Source organism: Rhodanobacter sp. A1T4 (assembly GCF_014207185.1).
Taxonomy (GTDB): domain Bacteria; phylum Pseudomonadota; class Gammaproteobacteria; order Xanthomonadales; family Rhodanobacteraceae; genus Rhodanobacter.
Map to the genome: position 1 here is coordinate 137,837 of NZ_JACHCP010000002.1, position 26,651 is coordinate 164,487.

General features: G+C 60.9%; 14 protein-coding genes and 1 tRNA gene. 8 read left to right on the forward strand and 7 right to left on the reverse strand.

Annotated elements, in window-relative coordinates; all coding sequences use genetic code 11:
• The 3 genes from HDE80_RS03865 to HDE80_RS03875 form a co-directional block, all read right to left on the reverse strand.
• Complete coding sequence (locus tag HDE80_RS03865; RefSeq protein WP_184668824.1) at nucleotides 1–930, reverse strand: 5'-nucleotidase; 930 nt, start codon at nucleotides 928–930, stop codon at nucleotides 1–3.
• 115 nt (nucleotides 931–1,045) lie between these two features.
• Entirely contained in the window at nucleotides 1,046–1,819 is a 774-nt protein-coding gene (locus HDE80_RS03870; protein WP_184668067.1) for an NAD kinase, read from the reverse strand.
• 123 nt (nucleotides 1,820–1,942) lie between these two features.
• Nucleotides 1,943–6,889 (reverse strand): NAD-glutamate dehydrogenase domain-containing protein, encoded by a 4,947-nt coding sequence (locus HDE80_RS03875; protein WP_184668074.1) that lies wholly within the window; start codon nucleotides 6,887–6,889, stop codon nucleotides 1,943–1,945.
• A 568-nt stretch (nucleotides 6,890–7,457) separates the two neighbouring features.
• Here HDE80_RS03875 and HDE80_RS03880 point away from each other — a divergent pair.
• A complete protein-coding gene (locus tag HDE80_RS03880; protein ID WP_184668076.1) occupies nucleotides 7,458–8,660 on the forward strand; it encodes an efflux RND transporter periplasmic adaptor subunit in 1,203 nt (400 codons plus the stop codon).
• Nucleotides 8,661–8,672: 12 nt separating this feature from the next.
• A complete protein-coding gene (locus HDE80_RS03885) occupies nucleotides 8,673–11,933 on the forward strand; it encodes an efflux RND transporter permease subunit (RefSeq protein ID WP_184668078.1) in 3,261 nt (1,086 codons plus the stop codon).
• Between the two features lie 135 nt (nucleotides 11,934–12,068).
• On the opposite strand, the gene HDE80_RS03890 is transcribed toward HDE80_RS03885, so the two are convergent.
• Entirely contained in the window at nucleotides 12,069–13,229 is a 1,161-nt protein-coding gene (locus HDE80_RS03890; RefSeq protein WP_184603905.1) for an acyl-CoA dehydrogenase family protein, read from the reverse strand.
• A 297-nt stretch (nucleotides 13,230–13,526) separates the two neighbouring features.
• Here HDE80_RS03890 and HDE80_RS03895 point away from each other — a divergent pair, with 297 nt between their 5' ends.
• From HDE80_RS03895 to metH, 3 genes are all read left to right on the forward strand, one after another.
• Nucleotides 13,527–14,456 carry a metalloregulator ArsR/SmtB family transcription factor gene (locus HDE80_RS03895; RefSeq protein WP_184668081.1) on the forward strand — a complete coding sequence of 310 codons (930 nt, stop codon included), beginning with the start codon at nucleotides 13,527–13,529 and terminating at the stop codon, nucleotides 14,454–14,456.
• A 72-nt stretch (nucleotides 14,457–14,528) separates the two neighbouring features.
• Nucleotides 14,529–15,620: a homocysteine S-methyltransferase family protein gene (locus HDE80_RS03900; protein ID WP_184668082.1), complete on the forward strand. Its 1,092-nt coding sequence runs from the start codon at nucleotides 14,529–14,531 to the stop codon at nucleotides 15,618–15,620.
• Entirely contained in the window at nucleotides 15,621–18,317 is a 2,697-nt protein-coding gene (gene metH, locus HDE80_RS03905; RefSeq protein ID WP_184668091.1) for a methionine synthase, read from the forward strand.
• A 28-nt stretch (nucleotides 18,318–18,345) separates the two neighbouring features.
• Here the strand turns inward: metH and HDE80_RS03910 are convergent, their stop codons facing one another.
• Nucleotides 18,346–18,687, reverse strand: coding sequence for a lipid-A-disaccharide synthase N-terminal domain-containing protein (locus HDE80_RS03910; protein ID WP_184604124.1), 342 nt, complete (start codon nucleotides 18,685–18,687; stop codon nucleotides 18,346–18,348).
• Between the two features lie 152 nt (nucleotides 18,688–18,839).
• On the opposite strand from HDE80_RS03910, the gene HDE80_RS03915 reads away from it, so the two are divergent.
• Both HDE80_RS03915 and HDE80_RS03920 read left to right on the forward strand, forming a co-directional pair.
• A tRNA-Val gene (locus HDE80_RS03915) sits at nucleotides 18,840–18,914 on the forward strand.
• A 153-nt stretch (nucleotides 18,915–19,067) separates the two neighbouring features.
• A complete protein-coding gene (locus tag HDE80_RS03920) occupies nucleotides 19,068–19,667 on the forward strand; it encodes a hypothetical protein (protein ID WP_184668093.1) in 600 nt (199 codons plus the stop codon).
• 84 nt (nucleotides 19,668–19,751) lie between these two features.
• Here HDE80_RS03920 and HDE80_RS03925 read toward each other — a convergent pair whose 3' ends face one another.
• Nucleotides 19,752–21,566, reverse strand: a complete 1,815-nt coding sequence (locus tag HDE80_RS03925) for a CocE/NonD family hydrolase (RefSeq protein ID WP_184668095.1) — start codon at nucleotides 21,564–21,566, stop codon at nucleotides 19,752–19,754.
• Nucleotides 21,567–21,986: 420 nt separating this feature from the next.
• Here HDE80_RS03925 and HDE80_RS03930 point away from each other — a divergent pair, with 420 nt between their 5' ends.
• Entirely contained in the window at nucleotides 21,987–22,592 is a 606-nt protein-coding gene (locus HDE80_RS03930; RefSeq protein ID WP_184668097.1) for a helix-turn-helix domain-containing protein, read from the forward strand.
• Between the two features lie 291 nt (nucleotides 22,593–22,883).
• Here the strand turns inward: HDE80_RS03930 and HDE80_RS03935 are convergent, their stop codons facing one another.
• Nucleotides 22,884–26,540: an EAL domain-containing protein gene (locus HDE80_RS03935; protein ID WP_255483573.1), complete on the reverse strand. Its 3,657-nt coding sequence runs from the start codon at nucleotides 26,538–26,540 to the stop codon at nucleotides 22,884–22,886.
• Nucleotides 26,541–26,651: the final 111 nt, after the last annotated feature.

The following is a 26,651-nucleotide window of genomic DNA, read 5'->3' on the forward strand; positions in this document are numbered from 1 at the left end:
TCAGCCGCGATTACTCACACCATGCGGTACATGTCCAGTAGCAACGTGCTTGCGCGCTGATTCCACGTTGGCCGGGGAGTCGTCGAAGAAGATGTCGGCCCCAAAGGCATCCAGGAACGGCCCCTTGTCGCGGCCGCCGAGAAACAGGGCCTCATCGATGCGCACGCCCCAACGACGCAGGGTGAGGATCACCCGTTTGTGTGCCGGTGCGGAGCGCGCGGTGACCAACGCGGTACGAATCGGCGAGTCTTCGGCGGGGAACGCGGTCTGCAGGCGATGCAATGCCGTGAGGAAGCCCTGGAATGGGCCGACCGACAGCGGTTCGGCGGCGTGCTCAGTCTCGCTGCGATGGAAGGCCTCCAGCCCTTCCTCGCGCGATACGCGCTCACCCTCGTCGCCGAAGATCACTGCATCGCCGTCGAAGGCGATGCGCAACTGCTCGGAGGCGCGCGGTGGCGCGGTGCTGGGCAGGATGGTCGCCGCTGCCACACCGGCGGCAAGCGCGCGACCGACGTCTTCGGCATTGGCGGAAAGAAAAAGATCGGCCTTGAACGGCGCGATGTAATCGGACGTCGGCGCGCCGCTGGTGAATGCCGCACGGCTGATCTGCAAACCGTAATGCTGGATCGCGTTGAAGATGCGCAGGCCGGTGTCGCCGGAATTGCGCGACAGTAGAATGACCTCGACCGGCGGTACGTTACCGGCCAGCTTGTTGAGACCGAGCAACTTCTGCACCAGCGGAAAGGCGACACCCGGTTTCAGAATCTCGTTCTCGTGATCGATCTGGAAGTTGCGGTAGGCATCCAGACCGTCGCGCTCGAACAACGCATGACTATCCCCGAGATCGAACAGCGCGCGCGAAGAAATGGCCACCACCAGCCGATTGTCGGCGGCGGCACTGGCGTCGTGCGCATCGGCACCCGTAGCCACAGAGTCAGCAGTATCGATTGGCAAGAGAGGCACGTTCACGGTGGGCTGCACGCAGAGATCCGGTGTGGACCCTCTGGTTTCAATCTAGCATGTCTCAATCTGGCGTGCGGCCGCTTCAATCCGCGGGTTGTTCCGACGCGAACTGTTCGTCGAGAATTCGCTGTTCAAGGTTATGCTCGGGATCAAACAGAAGCCGCACGCCCTCGCCGCCCGATTGACGGATGGCCACCGTGAGTACGTTGCGCACTTCATGGAAATCGGCCGTGGCGCTGACCGGACGCTTGTCCGGATCGAGCACACTGAGGACCACTTCCGTGCGATGCGGAAGAATCGCACCACGCCAGCGACGCGGGCGAAACGGGCTTATCGGTGTGAGCGCCAGCACGTTCGCATCCAGCGGCAGAATCGGTCCGTGCGCGGACAGGTTATAAGCCGTGGAACCAGCCGGCGTGGAAACCAGAATGCCGTCGCAGACCAGTGTGTCGAGTTTCACAATGCCGTTGAGCTTTACTTCCAGATGCGTGGCCTGGTTGGTCTGGCGCAACAGCGAGACCTCGTTGAAAGCCAGCGCCGAATATTCCTTGCCGCTGACGTCGGTTACCTGCATCTGCAGCGGAAACAGCGAGGCAGTGTGCGCGCGTTCGACGCGTCCAGGAAGGTCATCGACAACGTGCTTGTTCATCAGAAAGCCGACGCGACCCAGCTTCATGCCATACACCGGCACATCCAGCGCATGCCAATCGTGCAGGGTACGCAGCATGAAACCGTCACCGCCCAACGCCACGATCAGTTCAGCCTGCTCCGGCGGTACATCGCCATAGCGGTCCACCAGTTTGCGTCGCGCCTGCTGGGCGATGCTGGTATCGCTGGCGACGAAGGCAAAGCGCATGTGGATCCACCCGGCAATCAAGTGAGAGGAGAGTACACAGCATGAAGGCGCAAGACCATGCTGGCTCCTGCGCCTTCACTGCTGACCTATGCGTTTCGCATCAGGTCAACCGACTGAAACCCATCAGCCGATCGGCACCTGCGCCAGCTGGGCCAGACGACGCACCGCGACCGAGGCGATCGGGTAATCGGCGTTCTGGGTGAGGATTTCCGCCAGCATGCTGCGGGTGTACTGCAGCGTGGCGTTGTCGCGCTGCAGCCACGCCTGCACCGGCGAGACATCCGTGCGATCGCTGGCCAGCGCCAGCACCTGCGAGGCCAGTGCACGGTGCTGATGGTTGAGCTCATCCAGAAGCGAGCCGCGAGCCTGCGCATGCCAATGACCTTCGACCGGCAGCGCCTCGATCTGGTCACGCAGCCATTCGAGATCCAGCGCCTCGCCCAGCTCGTAGAACACCTGGGCCACCTTGGCAATCGGACGGCCGCTGAGCTGCGCCACTTCAGCCATATCCAGCGCTGCACGCAGCACCGGCAAGCGTGCCAGGCGCAGCGCAAGTTCGGCGGGCAAGCCCAGACCTTCCCACTTTTCCTGATTGCCGGAAAAGTCGCCCTTCCCGGTCGGCGTCAGCACTTCGGGCAACGCCTCACGCAGAGCCGACACACTGGATTGATAGCGCTCCACGTTGTCCGCAATGTCCAGCGTGCCGCCGGGACGATTGAGCAACCAGCGCGTGAGATGGCGCAGCAGCGACCAGATCTGCATTACCGCGTCGATCTGGGTGTTCTCGGCAACCTGGCTGTCGAGCGCTTCGATCTGCGCCCAGAGTTCCCGCGCGTCGAGAATCTCGCGGGCGGCGGTGTAAGCCTTGGCGATCGCTGCCGGCCGCTGGCCGGTGTCCTCCTGCATGCGCATCATGAAGGTCGCGCCCATGCGGTTGAGCGTCGAGTTGGTCACTGCGGTGGCAATGATCTCGCGCTTCAGGCGATGGCGCTGCATGTGCTCGGCGTACTTCTGATGCAGCGGCTCGGGGAAGTAGCGCACCAGTTCTTTAGACAGGTACGGATCTTCCGGCACGTCCGAATCGAGCAGTTGCTGGTACAGCTTGATCTTGTCGTAGGACAGCAGCACCGACAGCTCCGGTCGGGTCATGCCGACGCCGCGCGTCTTGCGCTCGGTCAGCTCCGCTTCGCTGGGCAGATTTTCCACCTGACGGTCGAGTAGGCCTTCGGCCTCCAGCGTGCGGATGAAATGCGCCAGCGAGCCGATGCGACGCACCGACTGGTGCTCCATCAGGGTAATGGCCTGGTTCTGCCGATAATTGTCGAACAGCACCAGCTGGCCGACCTCGTCGGTCATCGCCGCGAGCTGTTTGTTGCGCGCATCCTCGCTCAGCTCGCCACGCTGCACAGCGTCGTTAAGCAGAATCTTGATGTTGACCTCGTGATCGGAGGTATCCACGCCGGCCGAGTTGTCGATGAAGTCGGTGTTGAGCAGCACGCCGTGCTGCGCCGCCTCGATGCGACCTTTCTGGGTCATGCCCAGGTTGCCGCCCTCACCCACGACCTTGCAGCGCAGCTCGGCACCGTTGACACGCAGTGCGTTGTTGGCACGATCGCCCACATCGGCATGCGTCTCGCTACTGGCCTTGACGTAAGTGCCGATACCGCCGTTCCACAACAGATCGACCGGCGCCTTGAGGATCGCACTGAGCAGGTCGCTCGGCGCCATCTGCGTCACGTCAGCCTTGATGCCCAATACGGCGCGCACTTCCGGCGTGACCGGAATCGATTTCGCGCTGCGCGGGTAGATACCGCCACCGGCGGAAATCAACGAGCGGTCGTAATCGTCCCAGCTCGAACGCGGCAGCTTGAACATGCGCTCGCGTTCGACGAACGATGCCTCGATGTTCGGATTCGGGTCGAAGAAGATGTGACGATGATCGAACGCCACCACCAGCTTGATATGCCGTGACAGCAGCATGCCGTTGCCGAACACATCACCCGACATATCGCCGATACCCACACAGGTGAAGTCCTGCGTCTGGCAGTCGCGGCCGAGCGAGCGGAAATGGCGCTTGACCGACTCCCATGCGCCCTTGGCGGTGATGCCCATGCCCTTGTGGTCATAGCCGTTCGAGCCGCCCGAGGCGAACGCGTCACCCAGCCAGTAGTTGTGTTCGATCGAGATGGCATTGGCGATGTCGGAGAACGTGGCCGTGCCCTTGTCGGCCGCCACCACCAGATACGGGTCATCCGCGTCGTGGCGCACCACATCGTGCGGGTTGACCACCTTGCCTTCGACCAGATTGTCGGTGATGTCGAGCAGGCCGTTGATGAACAGGCGATAGCAGGCGATACCCTCGGCCAGCTGCGCATCACGATCACCACCCACTGGCGCCTTCTTGACGAAGAAACCTCCCTTGGAACCGACCGGTACGATCACCGTGTTCTTGACCATCTGCGCCTTGACCAGGCCCAGCACCTCGGTGCGGAAATCCTCGCGACGGTCGGACCAGCGCAGACCGCCGCGCGCCACCGCGCCGAAGCGCAGGTGGATGCCTTCCACGCGTGGCGCACAGACCCAGATCTCGCGATACGGCACCGGCTTGGGCAACTCGGGCACCTTGTGCGAGTCCAGCTTGAAGCTGATGTAACCCCGGTGTGCGCCATCCCAACGCTGGAAGAAGCTGGTGCGCAAGGTGGCATGGATTGCCGCCACGAAGCTGCGCAGAATGCGGTCCTCATCGAGGCTGGCCACGTTTTCCAGCAGCACACCAATGGCATTTTCGATCGTACTGACCTGCTCGGCGCGTGGCAGCAACAGCGCGTTACCCAGATCAGTGATCAGCGTCGGGTGCAATTCCTGCACGGACTGCGGAATCAGCGCGGTCATTTCGACGGCAAGCGTGTCGCTGGCGACTTTCAGTTCTTCGGCAGACAGGCTTTCGCGCTGCGGATCGAACTTGGCCAGGAACAATTCAACCAGCAAACCGGCAATCGCCGGATACTGATTGAGCGTGTCTTCCATATACGGCTGCGAAAACGCGACGCCGGCCTGCAGCAGATATTTGCAATAACCGCGCAGCATCGCGATCTGCCGCCAGCTCAGCTTGGCGCCGAGCACCAGCCGGTTGAAACCGTCGTTCTCGGCATTGCCGCGCCAGATATGCTCGAACGCATCCTCAAACAACGCACCGACCTGCTCGACCGTGAAAGTGAGCTTGCCCGCCGGCTGCACTTCGAAATCCTGGATCGACAGCGGTGCGGGATCGCAGGGAATTTCGTAGACGTGTTCGGTCAGCACACGCAGGCCGAGGTTCTCCAATTGCGGCAACACTTCGGACAGCGCGATATCGCCACCGCTGCGATAGACCTTGAAGCGCAGTGTTTCCGGCGCCTGCGGCGGGTGGTAGAACGACATGCGCAGCACGTTGTCACCCTGCAGCAGTGACAGCTGATGGATATCTTCGGCAGCCACCTTTGGTGTCACGTCTTCGACGTACCCAGCCGGCAGCAAACGCGTGTAGCGGTTGGCCAGTACCACGCCCTGATGATCGCCACGCGATCGCACCAGTGCATCGCGCACTTCGTCGTGCCAGTTGCGCACGATGCCGGCGACGCTCTGCTCCAGCTCGGCCAGATCGTAAGAGAACTCATCGCCGATCTTCGGCCGCACCACGATCGTCAGCTGTGCCAGTGCCGCCTCACCCAACAGCACCGTCGATTCGCTCCGCTCGCCGTGCAGCGCCGTGTCCAGTAGCGCTGCAATCCGCTCGCGTACCGCGGTGTTGAAGCGATCGCGCGGCACGAAAACCAGGCAGGTGAAGAACCGGCCGTAGCGATCGCGGCGCACGAACAACCGCGTGCGCGCTCGCTGGTTCAGTTCCAGGATACCCATCGCGGTTTCAAACAGCTCGTCTTCCGTACTCTGGAACAGCTCCTCGCGCGGCAGCGCTTCGAGCACGTGACGCAGCGATTTGCCAGAGTAGGAATCACGCTTCAACCCCGAGCGCGTCATTACCGCCTCGACGTTCTGGCGCACCAGCGGTACATCCTGCGGCCGTGCCATATAGGCGTTGGTCGAAAACAGGCCAAGGAAACGCTGCTCGGCCACCGGGCGGCCGTTAGCGTCGAACTTCAGCACGCCGATGTAATCCATATGGCCGGCACGATGGACCGGCGAACGCGCATTGGTCTTGGTGAGAATGATGGCGTCAGTTGCACCCGCCTGCGGCAGCTCGCCGGCAGTCAGCGAACGCAGCGAGCGCGGTGCGATCGAGCGCTCTTTCTTGTGCAGCAAACCCAAGCCGGAAGCATCGACAGAGCGCAGCTCCTGCTCGCCGTCAGCATCGGCGACTTCGTATTCGCGATAACCAAAGAAAGTGAAATTGTCATCGGCGATCCAGCGCAGAAACTCGCTGGCCTCCTCGACCGAGGCCGCATCCAGCGGCAAGTTGCGCTGCGGCAGGTCGGTGGCAATAGCCAGCGCCATGTCGCGCATCGCCGACCAGTCGCCCACCACCGAACGCACATCGTCCAGCGCCGCTTCAACATGCGCCTTCAACTGCGCCTGCGCGGCTTCATCGGCAACCCGGTCGATCTCGAAATGCATCACGGATTCGGGCTTGCGCGATGGCGCCGCATCTGCCTCATCACACAGCTGCAGCAGCTTGCCAGACGCGTCACGCTCCACCGTGATAACCGGGTGGATCACCGCGTGAATCTGCACAGTGTCCGATAGCACCATGCTGGTGGTGTCGATCAGAAACGGCATGTCGTCGGTGACGATCTGCAGCAGGCTGCGACCGGCGGAACCCTGCTCGGGGTTGATCACGCGCACCAGTGCATGGCCCGGCGGTCTTTGCTGCACGAAATCCAGCAGGCTGGCGATCAATACAGCCCACTGCTCCGACGTGTGCAGTTCGATGTCACTACTGGCGACACGGGCGAAAAAGGCGTCGCAGAAAACTCGCGCCTCCGTCAGGCGGTCAGCGGACAGACCGCGTTGTTTCAATGCGTCGAGGACGACCGACGGAAGGGGCATGTCGTTGGCTGCACGAATGGCATTCATGGAATCTACTGTTCTAGTGGATACAAAGGTAAGGCTTAGCCGCAAAAGGATACGCCGCGACCCGGGGCTAATCCACAGCAGACACCATCCATTTGGCTACCATGCTGCTACGCATGGACCCTACGTTCACACTCGTACGCGCATCGCAACAGACGGATCGCCGCTTGCCGGTCACTATCGTCATCGCGCGGTAATGGCGGCGTCTGACAAGGGGAGGTGCCCCGGCATAGTCGAGCATGGCCAAACTGTCACGCGATACATGCATCTTGCATTTCGCTGCCGTGCCAGCCACCGACCACGAGAGCGTAATGATCCAGTACTACGGCTTGATGGCATCCCCTGCCGCCACCGTTAAATTGAGGGCTGGCACAACGCTCCGGATAAATTGTAAACTGGTCGGTATAGGACTGCGTGACAAGCAAGATTGCCTCTTCCCTGCGTCAAATTCCTGGCGCGGTGACGGAAAAGCGCATCGCAGTGCAAGGCCAAAATGCACACTACGCCTCAACAAGCCAGCACAACATCGCCGGTAACCCTCGAATCCCCCAATACAAGCCATGGAGTCTTCATGAAGCTCTCGTCACTGCACACTCCGATCCTTTGCCTGAGTCTGCTCGCGCTCGCTGCCTGCAGCGGCAAAGGGAAGGACCAGGGTCCGCCGAAGATGCCAACACCGACGGTCGGCGTCGTCAAGGCGCAGCTGCAGAGCACCACGCTAAACAAGGATTTGGTGGGCCGGCTATCGGCATTCCGCAGCGCCGATGTGCGCGCGCGCGTATCGGGCCTGTTGCTCAAGCGTACCTATAAGGAAGGTACCGACGTCAAACAGGGCCAGTTGCTGTTCCAGATCGATCCGGCCACTTACAAGGCGGCACTTGATTCCAGCCTGGCCAACCTGACCTCGGCCAAGGCGACGTATACCAATGCTCATGTCGTGGCTGAGCGCGACCGCTCGCTCATTCCGCAAGGCTATATCTCGCATGCCCAACTGGACAGCGACGAAGCCACCGAGCGTACCGCCGCCGCTGCAATTCAGCAGGCCCAAGCGGCCGTGGCGAGCGCGCGGATCAACCTCGACTACACCAAGGTGGTTTCGCCCATCGACGGCCGCGCCGGCCAGCAACAGCTGACCGAAGGCGCCATCGTGGGCAACGGCACCGCCGACACCGGCTCCAGCTCGACCCTGCTGACCACCGTTGACCAGCTCGACCCGCTCTATGTGAACTTCACCATGAGCGCGACCGATATGTCGACGATGCAACAGGCGCAGAGTGCGGGTACCGTCCATCTCGCCGATCAGAACAAGACCACCGTGCAGATCACCCTGCCCGACGGTACCAAATATGGCCAGCAAGGCACGCTGGACTTCTCCGACACCTCGGTGAATGCCACCACCGGCGCCATCAATCTGCGCGCCCTGGTGCCCAATCCGCAACACCAGTTGCTGCCAGGCATGTACGTCACTCTTAGCGCCAACCTTGGCCAGCAGAACAACGTATTCCTGATCCCGCAGCAGGCCCTGCAGCGCGACATCGCCGGCGCCTATGTGTTGGTGGTCGACCCGGACAGCAAGGTCCAGCGCAAAGATGTCACCACCAGTACCACCAGCGGCAATAACTGGATTGTCACTGCTGGCCTCAGCGCCGGCGACCAGGTGATCGTCTCGGGCGTGCAGGGCGTGCAGCCGGGGGCTCCGGCCCAAGCCTCGCCATGGCAGCCAGCGGCCGATTCCACCTCCGCTCAGGGCGGCCACTCCGCCGACCAGCAGTAAGGAAGCCGCCTCATGCCAAGTTTTTTTATCGACCGCCCGATCTTCGCTTGGGTGCTAGCCATCCTGCTCTCGCTGGTCGGCACCATCGCGATGCTGAACATGGGCATCGCTTCGTATCCCGATATCGCACCACCACAAGTGACGGTGACCGCGACCTATCCCGGCGCCAGCGCCGCCACGATGGAATCGACGGTCACCCAGGTGATCGAGCAACAGCTCAGCGGACTCGACAACCTGCTGTATTTCAGCTCGACCTCCAATTCCAACGGCTCCAGCACGATCACCCTGAGTTTCGCCACCGGCACCAACCCGGATATTGCCCAGGTGCAGGTACAGAACAAGGTGACCCTGGCGCAGCCACAGTTGCCCGCTGAAGTGACTCAGCAAGGCGTGGTGGTGGCCAAGGCCAGCCCCGATATCCTGATGTTCGTCAGCCTGGTATCGAGCAGCCCGTCCATCGACGCGAACCGCCTTGGCGACATCATGGCCTCGGACGTGGCGCCGCAGATCGGGCGTGTCACCGGCGTGGGCAGCACCTTCCAACTCGGCTCCGAATACGCCGCGCGAATCTGGCTGAACCCGGACAAGATGCAGGGCTATGGCCTTTCCGCCACCCAGGTCGAAAACGCCATCAGCGCCCAGAACGTGCAGTTCGCGGCGGGCGCGCTGGGCGCCGACCCCGCCGACAAAGGCCAGAGCTTCACCGCCACGGTGTCCGCCGAAAGCCTGTTCTCCTCGCTGCAACAGTTCCGCGACATCATCCTGCGTGCGAATGCCGATGGCACCGTGGTCAGGCTTGGCGACATCGCCAAGGTAGATTTCGGCCCGCAGACCTACGGGTCGGCCGCCACCTACAATGGTCAGCCCGCCGGCGGCCTCGGCATCAACCTGTTGCCTGGCGCCAACGCCCTGCAGGTGGCCGATGCGGTGAAGGCCAAGATGAACGAGTTGGCCAAGGACTTCCCGCAGGGCGTCACCTGGTTCTCGCCCTACGACACCACGCCGTTCATCACGGCGTCGATGAAGGACGTCGCCCAAACCCTGGGCGAGGCGATCATCCTGGTGTTCGTGGTGATGCTGATCTTTCTGCAGAACATCCGCGCCACCATCATCCCGACCCTGGTGATTCCGGTTGCCCTGCTGGGTACCTTCATCGGCCTGCTGGCACTCGGCTTCTCGCTCAACCAGCTCACCTTGTTCGGCATGGTGCTGGCCATCGGTATTGTGGTGGACGACGCGATTGTGGTGATCGAGAACGTCGAACGCATCATGACCGAGGAAGGTCTGTCACCGAAGGAAGCCACCCGCAAGGCGATGGGCCAAATCACCGGTGCGATCGTGGCGATCACACTGGTGCTCGCGGCGGTGTTCATTCCCTCGGCGTTGCAGCCAGGCGCCACCGGCGTCATCTATAAACAGTTTGCGTTGACCATCGCCGTGTCGATGGGCTTCTCGGCCTTCCTCGCGATGTCGCTCACGCCGGCGTTGTGCGCGACCTTGCTCAAACCCACCCATCATGAAAAGAAGAACGCTCTCTACCGCGGGTTCAACAACCTTTTCGATCGTGTCACCAAGACCTATCACGGCCATATCGGCAGCGCGGTGCAGCATGCCCCGCGCTGGATGATCGTATTCGTGCTGGTCGCCGCGCTGGCCCTGTTCCTGTTTAACCGCCTGCCGACCAGTTTCGTGCCCAACGAGGACCAGGGTTTCGCTCTGGCCATCGTCAACCTGCCACCGGGCGCCACCCTGGAGCGCACCAAGCAGGTGATGACCGATATCCGCGACAAGCTCAACCACAGTCCGCTCAAAGGCGACATCGCGGGTATCTTCCAGGTCGACGGCTTCAGTTTCGTGGGCTCGAGCGAAAATGCGGGCATGGCTTTCATCAAGCTCACCGACTGGGGCAGTCGGTCGCTCACAGCCGATGAGTTCATACAGAAGGCCAACGGGGTTCTGCACGGTATCCGAGATGCGCAGATCTTCGTAGTGAATCTGCCCACCATCCGTGGCCTCAGCCAGTTCGGCGGCATCGACATGTACCTGCAGGCGCGCTCGGGCCAGTCGCGCGCCGAGCTGGGCCAATCCGTGGGTACCTTGCTCGGCAAGGCGAAGCAGAGCCCCGTGCTGTACGGCATCCGGCCCAATTCGCTGCCAGACGCACCGCAGTTGCAGTTGAATGTCGACCGTGTGCAGGCGCAGTCGATGGGGCTGTCGGTCACCGATGTCTACCAGGCTATTTCGCTGCTACTGGCACCGGTCTATGTCGACAACTTCCTCTACGGCGGCCGCGTGAAACGGGTCTACGTGCAGGCTGACGCGCCCTACCGTATGGGGCCAGATGCCTTGCAGCACATCTATACGCCCAGCACCTCTACTAGTAGTACTAGCACCTCCAGTACTAGCACCTCCAGCACTGCCACCACGGTCAATCCATCGGCCAGCAACAACGCGATCAGCCCGTACAACATGATTCCGATCTCCAGTGTGGTGAAGGCGAGCTGGGTGACAAATGCACTCTCGCTGCCCCGCTACAACGGTTATGCGGCAGTGGAAATCGTCGGTGACGCCGCCCCGGGCTACGCCACTGGCCAAGCCATGGACGTATTGCAAAACATCGTCAACAAGGACCTGCCACACGGCTTTGGCTCTGACTGGACCGGCCTCTCGTATCAGGAAATCCTGGCCGGCAACTCGGCCACCTTGCTGATGCTGCTGTCGATCGTGATTGTGTTCCTGTGTCTGTCCGCGCTGTACGAGAGCTGGTCGATTCCGGTCGCCGTGCTGCTGGTCGTGCCGCTAGGCCTGCTTGGCATGGTGTTGGCCTGCTTGGTGCGCGGCATGCCCAACGATCTGTATTTCAAGATCGGCATGGTCACCGTAATCGGCCTGGCCGCGAAGAACGCGATTCTGATCGTGGAATTCGCGGTGGCGGAACAGGCGATGGGCAAGACCCTGTTCAACGCGGTACTCACCGCGTCCCAGCAGCGGCTGCGCCCGATCCTGATGACCTCGCTGGCCTTCATCCTGGGCGTGTTCCCGCTGGCCATCTCGACCGGCGCGGGTGCGAACTCCCGTCACTCGATCGGCACCGGCGTGATCGGTGGCATGCTGTTCGCCACCTTCCTCGGTTTGCTGCTGATCCCGGTGTTCTACGTCAGCGTACGTCGCCTGCTGGGTGACAAGCTGGATGTTGATGGCAAGGATCAGCCAGTGAGTAACGAGCCGAAGTCTCTCTCACCACCGGAAGCGGACCCCTACCGCGGCGGCTGATACAGCCAGGTAACGTACTCAACAAAAAGCCCCGGCATGCCGGGGCTCTTTTTTATTGCCTGTCGCCTTGTCTTTTGATGATGCGCTTTCGATCTGGCTCGCGAAAAAGTGCTATCCCACTTGCGACTGCTGGCCTCAACGCAAACCGGTTTCCGCGCGAGCAATCACCATTCGCTGGATCTCGCTGGTGCCTTCGTATATCTCGGTGATCTTCGCGTCGCGGAAATAGCGCTCCAGCGGCATCTCCTTCGAGTAGCCCATGCCACCATGAATCTGCACGGCCTGATGGGTAATCCACATCGCCGCTTCCGATGCCGTGAGCTTGGCGATTGCCGCTTCGGTGCCAAAACGCCCGCCGGTCTTGTCCGCCTCGCCCTTCTGCCATGCCGCACGCAGGGTCAACAGCATCGAGGTATCGAGCTTGCACTTCATGTCGGCAATCTTCGACTGGGTCATCTGGAATGTACCAATCGGTGCACCGAACGCCTTGCGGTCACGCGCCCACTGCAAGGTCGCTTCGTACGCGGCACGCGAAATCCCGATCGCTTGCGAAGCGATACCGATACGGCCGGCATCAAGCACGCCCATCGCGATAGAAAAGCCCTTGCCAACTTCACCCAGCAGGTTTTCCTTCGGGCAAACGTAGTCGAGGAATTCGATCTCGCAGGTCGCCGATGCGCGAATGCCCAGCTTCGGCTCGCTCTTGCCGGCATGGAAGCCGGCCAGCTTCGTATCGATGATGAAAGCCGATACACCACGCGCCCCGACGCCCGGTGTGGAAATCGCGAACAGCAGAATGTAGCGGGCCACCGGACCGGAGGTAATCCAGCTCTTCTTGCCGTTGATGACCCAGTCGCCCTGCGCGTTCTTGGTTGCGCGGGTGTGCATGGCCGACGCATCCGAGCCCGACTGCGGCTCGGTGAGCGCATACGCACCGATCGCTTCGCCGGTGGCAATGGCGCGCACATAGGTCTGCTTCTGCTCCTCGGTGCCGTGCTTGAGGATGGCGTTGCAGAACAGCGAATTGTTGACCGACATGATGGTCGAGGTCGCCGCATCGGCCGCGGCGATCTCGATCATCGCCAGCACGTAGGCAATCGTGTCCATCGCCGCACCGCCGTACTGTTCAGGCACCTCGATGCCCATCAAGCCCAGCCGCCCCATCTCGCGAATGTTTTCCAGCGGAAACTCGCCCTTGGCATCAAACTCGGCAGCCACCGGCGCGATGCGTTTCTGAGCAAAGTCGCGGGCGATCGACTGGATCGACAACTGATCTTCGGTAAAGCTGAAATCCATGGAAAAGCTCCGCAGTGAACTGGCCAGCCGCCCATTGTAGCGGCGGCAATAAAACGCAATTGTGCGAACGCAGCATCAACATCAACGCGAGGCATATCCCGGGCATCACAGACATGACATACGGACGCAAAGCCACGGTGGACGCCCCTCCGTTGGCACCACGTTTTGTTGTCGCGAACGTCAGGCTCGTTGGCCCCTGGACTGAACAAAGCACAGCAATCAACAACTTCCCTGCTTGACGCCCCGGCAAACCGCGCCTAGCCTTGTCATCTCTTTATCGCGATAAAAGGATGCTCGATGGACCTGGCCAGTGCTTCCAGCGTTCTGCGCCTGCTCGCGGATCCGACGCGTGTCCGCCTGCTGGCCCTGCTTGAACACGAGGAGCTGACAGTCGCCGAACTGGCCGCCGTACTGCACCTGGCGCAACCGCGCGTGTCCACCCATCTGGCCAAACTGAAGGAAGCTGGCCTCGTACGTGACCGCCGTGCCGGCGTGTCGGCGTATTACCGTGCCAACAGCGAAGGCGAGGAGGCGCAGCGCAAATTGCTCGACTCGCTGCGCCAGAGCATCGACGACGCCCTGCTGCGCGAGGACGCCGCGCGCCTGCCCGCTGTTCTGGCGCAACGAGCTGGCACCGAGGGCTGGGCCGACACCGTGGCTGGCGACATGGAACGCCACTACTCGCCCGGCCGCACCTGGGAAACGCTGGCGCGATCATTGCTGCAATTGCTGGAAACCGGCGATGTACTGGATATCGCCTCCGGCGATGGCATCACCGCCGAACTACTGGCACCGCACGCGCATTCAATCACCTGCGTGGACTCCAGCGAACGGGTCGTCGACGCCGCCGCCAAGCGACTGCGCGCGTTCACCAACGTGCAGGTGATCCAAGGTGACATGCAGGCGCTCGATCTCGGCGAGCAACGCTTCGACCTGATCTTGATGCTGCATGCACTGACATATGCCGACAATCCCGCCCTGGCCGTGGCAGAGGCCGCTCGCGTCTTGCGCCCCGGTGGTCGCCTGCTCGCGGTCACGCTGGGCCAGCACGACCATCGCACAGCGGTCGAACCGTTCGACCACCGCAATCTCGGCTTTCATGGCGACCAACTACGCGGTTTTGCCGATGCCGCGAAACTGGACGTGATCAGCTGTCACCAGATCAGCCGCGAGCGCAAGACGCCGCATTTCGAAGTGATCAGCCTGCTGGCGCGCAAGCCGCATTGATCGGCGTACGCCAAACACCATCTTGAATACCGCTTCGCTGCACGCGAAAAAAGCAAAACGTAAGGAACCACAATGAGCGCCCTGCCCTGGCTACACCCCGACCGCGTTGCCCTGCTGGAACAGGCGCTGCATCAGCGCATCCTGATCCTGGATGGCGGCATGGGCACCATGCTGCAGGCGCACGAGCTGGATGAAAGTGGCTTCCGTGGCGAGCGCTTCGAGCACGGCCACGATGGCCACGCACACGATCATGACCACGATCACCCTGGCAGCTGCGATCTGAAGGGCAACAACGACCTGCTGACCCTGACCAAGCCAGACATCATCCGTGGCGTGCATACGGCTTATCTCGAAGCCGGCGCCGACCTGGTCGAAACCAACACCTTCAACTCCACCCGCATCAGCCAGGCCGATTACAAGCTGCAACATCTCGCCTATGAGTTGAACCGCGAGGGCGCCAGACTCGCGCGCGCTGCCTGCGATGAAATGACAGCAAAAACGCCGGACAAACCACGCTTTGTGATCGGCGTACTCGGCCCGACCAGCCGCACCGCATCGCTGTCGCCCGATGTCAACGACCCAGGCTATCGCAACGTCACATTCGAAGAGCTGGCCGAAAACTATACCGAATCCACCAACGGCCTGATCGATGGTGGTGCCGACGTGATCATGGTTGAAACGATCTTTGATACCTTGAACGCGAAGGCCGCCCTGTTTGCGCTGAGCGAGTTGTTTCACCAGCGCGGCGCGCGCATGCCCGTGATGATTTCCGGCACCATCACCGACCGCTCCGGCCGCACGCTGTCGGGCCAGACAGCCGAAGCGTTCTACTACTCGGTCGCGCATGCACGTCCACTGTCGGTCGGCTTCAACTGCGCGCTCGGTGCGGAAGATCTGCGTCCGCACGTTCAGACGCTCTCCAACATCGCGCAGAGTTTCGTCAGCACGCATCCCAACGCCGGCCTGCCGAATGCATTCGGCGAATACGACGAATCACCCGAGCATATGGCCGGCGTGATCGGTGATTTCGCGCGCGACGGTCTGCTGAATCTGGTCGGCGGCTGTTGCGGCACCACGCCCGCGCATATCAAGGCGATTGCCGAGGCGGTGCGCGACTACGCGCCACGGGTCATTCCGTCTGCCACGCAAGCGGAGGCTGCGTAAGTGAGACGTTACACCCGCCTGTCGGGTCTTGAGCCGCTGGTACTCACGCCGGAGCTGCTGTTCGTCAACGTGGGCGAGCGCACCAATGTCACCGGCTCGGCCCAGTTCAAGAAGCTGATCAAGGAAGAACGCTACGACGAGGCGATCGACGTGGCACGCCAGCAGGTCGAGAACGGCGCGCAGATCATCGATATCAACATGGACGAGGGTCTGATCGACTCCGAAGCGGCGATGACGCGCTTCGTCAATCTGATCTCCTCCGAACCCGATATCGCGCGCGTGCCCTTCATGATCGACTCGTCCAAATGGACGGTGATCGAGGCCGGTCTGCGCTGCCTTCAGGGCAAGGGCATCGTCAACTCCATCTCGATGAAGGAAGGCGAGGCGCAGTTTCTCGACCACGCGCGCAAGGTTCAGCAATACGGCGCCGCTGCGGTGGTGATGGCCTTCGACGAACAAGGCCAGGCCGACACCTGCGCGCGCAAGGTCGAGATCTGTTCACGCGCCTACGAACTGCTGACGCGTGAGCTCGACTTCCCGCCGGAAGACATCATCTTCGATCCCAACATCTTCGCCGTCGCCACCGGTATCGAGGAGCACAACAACTACGCCGTGGATTTCATCGAGGCCACGCGCGAGTTGAAAAAGCGTTTCCCCGATTGCCATATTTCCGGCGGCGTCTCCAACGTCTCGTTCTCGTTCCGCGGCAACGATACCGTGCGCGAGGCCATCCATTCGGTGTTCCTGTACCACGCCATCAAGGCCGGCATGGACATGGGCATCGTCAACGCCGGTTCGCTGGCGATCTACGACAACCTCGATCCCGAGCTGCGCGAGCGCGTCGAGGACGTGGTGCTCAATCGCCGCGAGGATTCCACCGAGCGCCTGCTGGAGATCGCCGACAACTTCCGCAAGAAGAAAGGCGAAGTTGTCGTCGAGACGGTGGCCTGGCGTGAGATTCCCGTGCGCGAGCGTCTTAGCCACGCGCTGGTGCACGGCATCGATCAATACGTGGTCGAGGATACCGAAGAGGCGCGCCAACTGTCGTCGCGCCCGCTCGACGTGATCGAAGGCCCGCTGATGGATGGCATGAACGTAGTCGGCGACCTGTTCGGCGCCGGCAAAATGTTTCTGCCGCAGGTCGTCAAGTCTGCCCGCGTGATGAAAAAAGCCGTCGCCTACCTGCTGCCCTTCATCGAGGAAGAAAAGCTGCGCACCGGCGACATGGGCAAGAACAACGGCAAGATCATCATGGCCACCGTCAAGGGTGACGTGCATGACATCGGCAAGAACATCGTGGCCGTGGTGCTCCGCTGCAATAACTTCGAGGTGATCGACCTCGGCGTGATGGTACCGGCGCAAAAAATCCTGGAAGCGGCCATCGCAGAAAACGCCGACATCATCGGCCTTTCCGGCCTCATCACACCGTCGCTGGAAGAAATGAGCCAGGTCGCGCGCGAAATGCAGCGACAGAATTTCCATATCCCGCTGATGATCGGTGGTGCCACCACCTCGCGCGCGCACACCGCGCTGAAGATCGAGCCGCACTACAAGTCACCTACCGTGTGGGTGAAGGACGCCTCGCGCGCCGTTGGCGTGGCGCAGTCGCTGGTCAGCAAGGATCTGGTCGAAGAGTTCATCGCCAAAATCCGGCTGGAGTACGCCGACGTGCGCGAACGCCACAAGGATCGCGGCCCCGGCAAACAGCTGGTCCCGCTGGCCAAGGCGCGCGCGCAACGCTTCACCTGCGACTGGCAGGCCTACGAACCACCCGTACCGAAAACGCCAGGCATCACCGTCTTCGATGACTACGATCTGGCCGAACTGCGCCAGTACATCGACTGGCTGCCGTTCTTCAATGCGTGGGAGCTGGCCGGCAAATTCCCGGCCATCCTCGATGACGACGTGGTCGGCACGCAGGCGCGCGAACTGTACGCCGATGCCAACCGCATGCTCGATCAGCTGATCGCCGAACGCTGGCTCACGGCCAAAGGCGTGATCGGCTTCTGGCCGGCAACCAACATCGGTGATGACATCGAGGTTTATGCCGTCGATGCGACGGCCAAAGCCAAACCCATCGCCATGCTGCGCCACTTGCGCCAGCAAGTGGAAAAGCCTGCCGACCGTCCGGACTTCTGCCTCGCCGATTTTGTGGCGCCCAAGGATAGCGGTGTAGAGGATTGGGTCGGCGGATTCGCCGTGACCACCGGCATCGGCATCGAGCCGCACGTGGAGCGTTTCGAAGCCGATCACGATGACTACTCGTCGATCATGCTCAAAGCCCTGGCCGACCGCCTGGCCGAAGCGTTCGCCGAGCGCCTGCACGAACGCGTGCGCAAGGAATTCTGGGGTTACCAGCCCGACGAAACCCTGGCCAACGACGATCTCATCGCCGAAAAATACCGCGGCATCCGCCCCGCCCCTGGTTACCCCGCCTGCCCAGAGCATTCGGAAAAAGCCACGCTGTTCGAACTGCTCAACGCAACCGAACACACCACCATCCAGCTAACCGAAAGCTTCGCCATGCATCCCACGGCCGCCGTCTCCGGCTGGTACTTCTCGCACCCGCAAAGCCAGTACTTCGTGGTCGGCAAACTCAGCCGCGACCAGGTCGAGGACTACGCCAAACGCAAAGGCTGGACACGCGAGCTTGCCGAACGCTGGCTGGCACCGTACCTGGGCTACGAAGTCGAGTGATCGATTCCAAAGCGAAGTCTGACGCTGATCAGACTTCGCTTTCGACCACGCCGCGACGCTTCACCTCGCGCATGTGCACGATCAGGTTGTACACCGAGACAAAGGCCGGGAAAAAATTCGACAGAATGCCGACCGAGTCGTTCTTGCCGACGATGAAATAACTCAGCAACAGTGCGCTGCCGATCACCGACAACCACCAGAACGACAGCGGCATCACCACCCGCTTCAACTTGCGCGTGTAGTACATCTGCACAAACCAGCGGCTGGTGAACATCAGCGAGCCGATCAGGCCAACGGTTTTCCATGGCGTGATCTCGAAGCCGTGCAGCGCCGCGAGAATATGGTTGAACTCGTGCTGCAGGAATTCCATCGGGGCGGCCTCGTCAGTCAAGCGCGGCAGTTTACCAAGCCTTGGCCCCACGGATGCCCCGCACCACTCGCATCGCAGCGATCAAATGCAGGCTCAAGCACGACAAAGATTGACCCGAAGCCCCTCTCCCCGTATATTTGCGCGCTCTCGGCGGGCGATTAGCTCAGCGGTAGAGCACTGCCTTCACACGGCAGGTGTCGCAAGTTCGATCCTTGCATCGCCCACCACTAGATTCAACGACTTAGGCCACCTTCACCGGGTGGCCTTTTTCGTGGTGTCAGCTAGGTGTCAGAAAAGCAGAGCCGTCCGCAGGCAGCTTGGGGATCCCCGGGCGATCGCGTGATTTATGCTCACAGCACGAAGGGAAAAGGGGAAACGATATGGGCACTGCACAGCTGAATATTTGGCTCACTTTGTGGGCAGCGATCGGTCCAATCCTGACGGGTGGAGTCGCCGCGTGGTGGGCTTGGCATAGACATGTTAACGATCGCGACTATCATGCTGAAGTGGATCAAAAACGCCGAGAAGAAATACGCAACGAAGCGAAAGCTGCTGCTATTCGCGAAGACAAACGCAGGCAACTCGACTGGCGGCGCCAGACCTTTATCGATTTTTTCGGTGCGTCTCACGATTTCATTTGGAAGGGTGCGGGGCAGCAGGAACCGGACGTTAGAGAGCGTCACCGTGAACGGTTTACCAAGTGTTTCGCAACCCTAATGTTGCTCGACCAAGAGCGCATAGGATTTGAAGCCATAGCCGTCTGGAACGCTTGCCATGCAATCCTCGCTGAGATGGCGGGAACGGATCAGCTAGCTATAGATACCGCGACTGCTGCGCTCAAAGAAGCGCGACAAGCTTTTGCCTCGAAAGGACAACAGCTACTTTTAGATCAGGTGCGCGGCGCCGACATAGCGCGTGAGATGGTAGCAACGGCGATTTTAAATTCACCGATAAATGGCCCAGTAATCGGCGCTCTCTAAATCGCTCGTGGAGGGGCGACATCACCCCACCTTGAGTAGCCGTCGGCTTTAGAACTCGGCTGTCACCATCGTGAATATCACCTCTTATTGGGCTTTCGTTGCACTTTTGTCCGACGCCGCGATCGGCAGATAGAGTGCGCTGGGATGCGCTGCGTCGTGGTAGAGGGTTACCGTTACAGTGTGTGCATCTTTGCCGGACTCTTCGGCGACAACACCGTTCCCGTTGTAGTTTTTCTCCAAAGACCTCGAGTTAACGGGAGCAATCACGAGTCGCAACCGACTCCCCTTGGCAATGCGCCGCGCGATGAAGGTGAAATGATCGAAGTCATAGCGCTCGATCACGCCCGGCTTTGCGAATTCAGCATTGCGCAGACTTTGGCGATAGCGCGCACGCTGCATATCCATCGCTAGCAGCGCGCTGCTGCCATCGGCCTTGATCTCATAGACGGCGGCGGCGATATCGGTGTCCGGCTGGTCGAGCGCGATCCACACCGGAAGTTTGAAGAAGCCCGCAAGCTCGATGTCTTGTGCAAATGCTGGTGTGTGATAGACGAGAATCTTCCCGGATGAGGCAAGCAGCCCGCTAACATCAGTCAAGTTGTCCTCACTCGAATCCGTAGGATCCCATGCCCAGAATTGCGTATCGAGCGGATCGTAGACATAGTGATCGGGCTTGCTTGAACTCCCCGTCTTGGCTGCCATCAAACTGCCGGAGTTGAATACGTCGTTGGCACTGCCATTCGATGAGGTGAGATACATCGGGCGTGATTCGGCGGTGATCGCATCCAGCGAATCGGCATAGCGCCATTGTTCGGCGCCATCGCCGAGTACGTAGTAAGCAACTTTGTTCTTCAGAAAGTCGGGTTTGCTGCCGCTCTTCAGTGTCCAGTCGTACCAGTCCTTGTGTAGCTTGTTCATGTCGAGCAGGCTGGCCGGGCCGAATGTGAGACCGCCGTATTTCGCCGTTGGTGTACGCGTGCCAGCATGATCCCAGGGGCCGATGACCAAGTAGTGCTTCGCCTTCGCTGCGGACGAGCCGTACTGGAAATGCTCACGGTAGAACGACAACGCACCCGGTTGATCGCCATCGTACTGGCCGGTGATGGTCAGAATCGGCAGATCGATCTTGGCGAACTGCTGCGGTGTCGGGCTATAGCTGTCCCAGTACGCGTCGACTGCAGGATGCGCGAGCCAGGTCTGGAAGCTGGACGACGGATTGCCGACGATCGTATCCAGGTCCTTGAATGGGCGATGGCCTGAATACATTTTTTCGAACTGTGCATCCCAGAACTCGCCGTCGCCAAATATATTGTCCTGCGCGGCATGGCCGCTGGTCAGCGTGATCCACTGCATGTCGTAGGAGTAATAGATGTTGTTGAATCCCGGAAAGTCGACACCGGGTCTCGGCGATGCGACTGGCACGATGGTGGCCAGATGCGGCGGAAATTCCTTCGCCGTTGCCCATTGATCGTAGCCGGCGTAGGAGCCGCCCCACATCGTGACCTTGCCGTTGCAGTAGCTTTGTTTCGCCAGCCACTCGACAATTTCGGGGCTATCCTTTGCCTCCTGCAGCAGCGGCGTGAACTCGCCTTCGGAGTTGCCGCGACCACGCACATCGACAGTCAGAAACACGTAACCGTGCGCGGCGAAATACATGCCGCGCTCGTGATAGGTCTGCGAGATATACGGTGTGAGGGTAAAGATGCATGGCAGCGGATCTTTCTGACCCTGCGGATGGTATAGCGTGGCATTGAGCTTGATACCGTCATGCAGCGGTATCTTGACGCCCCACTGGAAATCGACCGGGCCGCCTTTGTCAGCATTCGGTGCTGATAGTTCGGCAACAGAGTCAGCGGAGAACAACACAGCCAGCAGCAGAAATGCGAAACGAAGAAACATGTTGATTCCCCTCCGTAGATATTCCTTGCCGGATAAAATATCCGACAGACTGTGGAAAACGCGCTACTTCATACACCCCGCTTTTTCATCTCATGTCAGCGGCATGCCATCGGCCAGTACCAGCCAGCTCCTGTTCGCCGCGCTATCCCGCAGAGACTCGATTCTGCATGGTACGACGTGCCGCCCTTCAACTCTGAGAACCTTCAATACGTCGCCATCGAATAACCGCTGGTCGCTGCAAGCGAACGAATCCTTCGCTGCACCCTTTGCGCACTTCCTCTTGCGCTCTTGCAGCGTGCCGCATGACATCGGAATAGATCGCCTGAAGTGCACAGCCCCTCCTGCGATGATTTCAACGCTTGCCGAAAATTACCGTTGATTGAATAATTCAATGAATTTTCAAAAACTGCAAGTAGACCAATGGCACAGTCCAAGCAAATACGTGGAACCGTCGAGGATGTCGATCAGATCGCCATGCTCGCCTCGCCGACGCGTATGGAGATCGTCATGACCCTGGAAGCGTTGGCGAGTCCGACCACCGTTGCCGAATTGGCCGCCGAGATGGGGCGGCCAGCTGATGGGCTCTACTACCATTTGCGCGCGCTGGTTAGCAGTGGTTTGCTGGAGGAGCACACCGAAGCGGGCGACCAACGCTTCCAGTCGACCACACCACGAGGTCAGCGTGTGCGTCTGCGCTACAAGCTGGGTGAGTCCGGCAATGCAAAAGCCGTTCGTCGCGTTGCCGCGGGTATGTTGCGCATGGCCGAGCGTGACTTTATCCGTGCCTCAAACCAACACGATACGATCGTTGAAGGCCCGCGGCGCGAGCTCTGGGTAGCGCGACTCAAAGGCTGGGTCAGTGCGACAGATGTTGCCGAAATCAATCGTCTGCTCGTCAGCCTTGCCAAAATTCTGGACCGACCGCGCCCGGCGCGTGCACGCAAACTCATCGCACTGACCTGGCTGCTTGCGCCACTGGACGTAAAGCCGGCCAAGCGCAGCGCACGTGCGCCAAAAGCCAACTGAGAAATCTCATCTGGCTTGCATTACCGCCATGCGCCAACATCGAAATTTCAGCGCGAAGAACCAGCTTCACTTCAAGCCGGGCAAGAAGGTATGTGGAACACAGGATGATGATCGGCACGACAAAGGGCACGGCACTACCATGGCCTTTTGTTATTTCAACAACGATCATTTCAGTTCGGTGATATCAAGCCAAAGCGTCCGACAGAATGGGATCCTGGCGTTTCTCTTCAGCGCGGACGTGTTCGGTCAATAGCGCAATGAATTCCCCGCGCGTCTTCCGATAAGCCGGATTCATGGGGCCGTTGACGATGCCTCATGCATGGCGGCATGGCTGTCGATCAGGCTCGCGGATATGCTGTCACCAGATGCCAGGTAGCTGACCAGGGCAGAACTGGCTTCAGCGTGCTTTCTCCAGAAGGTTGGAGTGGCTGGCAAACCCATAAAACGCTCTTCCCAGAAAAGTGCCACGGCCAGGGCCCCCAACGCCGTCATCGGATGTGCCGCATCCGCGCGCAAATGAAAACCTGTGAGCCATTGCTGGAGCCGTTCGGCAGGCATCGGCCGCGCAAGCGCATAGCCCTGCCCCAGGTCCGCGCCCAGGATCAACGCCGCTTCAATCAATCCGCGGGTCTCAAGACCTTCCACCACCACTTCCAGATCGAGGTCGTGGCCAAGACGGATCAGTTGACGAATGAAGCGCAGAGTACGCAGGGGATCTTCCGTGACCTGCAGCACCAGGGCCTGATCGATCTTTACCCGATCGAACGGCCACTGCCGCAGCCGGATCAGTGAGCTGTAACCCGCCCCAAGATCATCCTCGACCAGGCGCACACCGAGCTCTTTCAGCGCCTTCATGCCAGTGAGTACGCTGGGTGAAGAATCAACCGCGCCAATCGGTGACTCCAGTATTTCCAGCAGCACCGCGTCTGGCGGACAGCTGCTGGCCGCCAGCACGGTTGCCGCCATCTCGACGTAGCGGGAATCCTCCACCGCAGCGGCGGGAATGTTCACCGAGACATCCAGCGTATGGCCAACCACCGCCAGCCGCTGGCGACACGTGGTCGCTTGTGAGAGGCCCTGGCCAAACAGCTGGACCAGCTCATCCTCGCCAAGTGCGGGAAGAAACCGCGACGGCTGCAACAAGCTGCCATCGGTATCGCGCAATCGGGCCAGTGCTTCCAGTTCGGTGACCTGCCCGTCGGCCAGCCTTACCACCGGCTGGTAATGCATCTGCAGCGCATCGGTAGTGATCATGGTGCGCCATCGTTCGCGCACGAAGAATGGCAACAGTTCGGCACCGGGCCGCGGCGGCGCCAGCCGCGATAGCGCCAAATCCAGCACGGTCTTGATCTGTTCGATAAAGGCCTGCTGATCTTCGCTCTGAAACCCACCGGCATAGGCACTGTAGATCGTAAGCACCGCCGCTGGCGCGCGTGGCAAGGGGCACAGCGGTATGGCGACGTTGGAAATAATCCCGAGGGATATCGACAGTTCACGCCAGCTCAGCATTGCCGGGTCGGTGGCGTAGTGAGCGCAGCGCTGCACGGTCGCTGTGCGCCACGCGCGGCCACTCGGGCCACTACCCTCGGCGCTATCGGCGTTGACAAGAATCAGTGCTGTCGCGCCGCGTGCCAACGCCCGCAGATAGCCTGCAAACACGTCGCCTGCTACCGCTTCGTGGGTGAGCTCACCCGATATGTCCGGGCGCCCTACCGTGCAGGCGAGAACTTCGTCATGCGTGGCAAGGATCTTGACTGCACCCTCGATGAGATCCAGATAGCTTTCCGCCGACCATGCCAAAGCGTTGAGTGTGGCCAGCACCGCAACGCGGCGTCGCTGGAGCGCGCGCATGCTCTCCAGCTGCCACTGCCGCTCCAGCCCGAGCCGCTGCAGCACGATACTCAGCGGGCGAGCATCACGTTCCACGCCAGAGCCCAGTGTCGATGCCAATACCTCACGAAGCCGCTCGATCACTTCCAGCACCCAGACTTCCTCGACGCCGCAGGCGGCATAGACCAGCCCAGCCTGCATTGCGTAACTGCGGTGATTCTCGAAACTGAGCTCAGCTTCAAAGAGCATCTGTATGTGGTTCGCCAGACGACTCTTGAACTCTTCCACACCATCGACGGGCAGCACACCAAGCAATCCAGCCATACCCTCGTGCAGCAGAAGTTCGGCGTAAAAATGCTCCATCACGCGCGGAAGCTTCGAGTCCACGGCGCTAAAACCATTCCTGAGCAGGTCACCCGCCGCGTCCCCGTAAGGCACCATGCCATGCCTGTCGAGTTCACCAGGCAACACCGTCACATGCTCCGGTGATGTGGGCAACGACCACCAGCGGCCACGTTTGCGCTTGTGCGCCTTGACCTGATACATCGCCTGATCCGCGCGCCGCAGCAGCTGCTCACCATTGGCATCCGCGTGAATCGGGAATAGCGCTATCCCGAGGCTGGCCGACAGCTGGAACGTCGCATCGTCGATAACTATCGGCTGCTGCAAAGCCTCGCCCACACGCGCAAGCAAGGCGTCGAGATCCTCCTCGTGCTCCAACTGATCGAACAGCAGCACAAACTCGTCACCACCAAGGCGCGCCACGTAATCTTCGGTTCGCAGCGCACTACGCAGGCGCGCAGCGACCCCTATCAAAAGGCTGTCGCCCATTGCATGACCATAGCGATCGTTGATCGGTTTCAGATCGTCCAGATCCAGCAAACCCAGCGCCACCATGTAGCCGCGTCGCTTTGCTTTGGCCAGCACCTTCTCAAGATGGAAATCCAGCGCGCGGCGATTGGGCAAACTGGTCAACGCATCATGCAATGCGAGGTAGGTTTGCCGCTGCTGCTCCTGAAACAGCGAGCGCCGCTGGCTGTGCTGACGCAGCGCAAGACCGGCCGCGTCGGCAATTTCATCGAACAATCGACGCATCTCTTCATCAAACGCGTCCGCCTCGATGGTGACCACGGCAAAAACGGCGACCGGCGTGGGCTCGCCTTGGTCATCGGAGACTGCAAACACCGGCCAGCAACCCACGGCGCCCGTCTGCGAGAGCGGAAGTTCGAGCCACGGCGCAGAGACGCCGGGATAGTCGGAGGGACGGATCAGAACGATCGGCCGGCCATGCATGAATACGCGCGTACGCGAAGGTGCATTCTCATCGGCGCTGTAACGCTCCGGCAGCGGCAGCTTGCGCATCGCCTCGGCCATCGGCCCGACCAAGGCAACCCGCTGCAGGGTTTCAGCCGCGTCGTCGGCCGCGTATACATCCACGGCGGCCGCACCGGCAATTTCAGCCAATGCGTGAGCGAGTGTGCGATACACCGCATCCGGATCAGGTTGTTCGAGCAGCGCACGCTGAATCGTGCGCTGCGCATCGCGATAGCGGCTCATCCGCTGGTTGCGTTCCAGCAGACCCTGGTGATCCCAGAAGCGCGCCAGCTCCTCGGCAAGCCGCTGCGCCCAGTCCAGCAGTTCGTCATTCAGCGCCAGACCATCCTCGCGGGCAAACGCGCTCAAGCTGATCTGACCACCATCGCGGGTACTCGATACCGCGACGATGTTGGAACCGAAGCCATAGGATCTGGCGGCATCACGCCAATGCGCAAATATCGGTGCATCGATGGAGGTGATGCGGGCTCCGCCCTGGCGATACGTTGCACCTAACGGCCCCTGCCCGCCCGGTTCGTTCGCATCGACGCTGAGCCGAAGCTGCGCCACGTAGTCCGAGGCGGGCCCACCCGCAGCGACCATCTCGATCTCGAACCGATGCGGCTCACGCCGCCCAATCCACACCAGAGGCAAATCGACAATCGATGAAAGGATGCGCGTAATCTCGACCATCGCCAGTCGACGGTCGTAGCCCGGTGCGGTATGCAACAGCGTCAAGGTTTCTGCCACGCTTTGATAAAAGCGCTCGCGCAGTTCCCCTCGTGCCTTTTCCAGACTGGACATCAATCACCCCGCCCCTCTTACACCCGCATCGTGCCTGAATCATGAAGCGAACGTCAGTGCAATATCATGAAAGTTTACTGCGACCAGTCTTCGGCCCAAGCTCCATCCTCT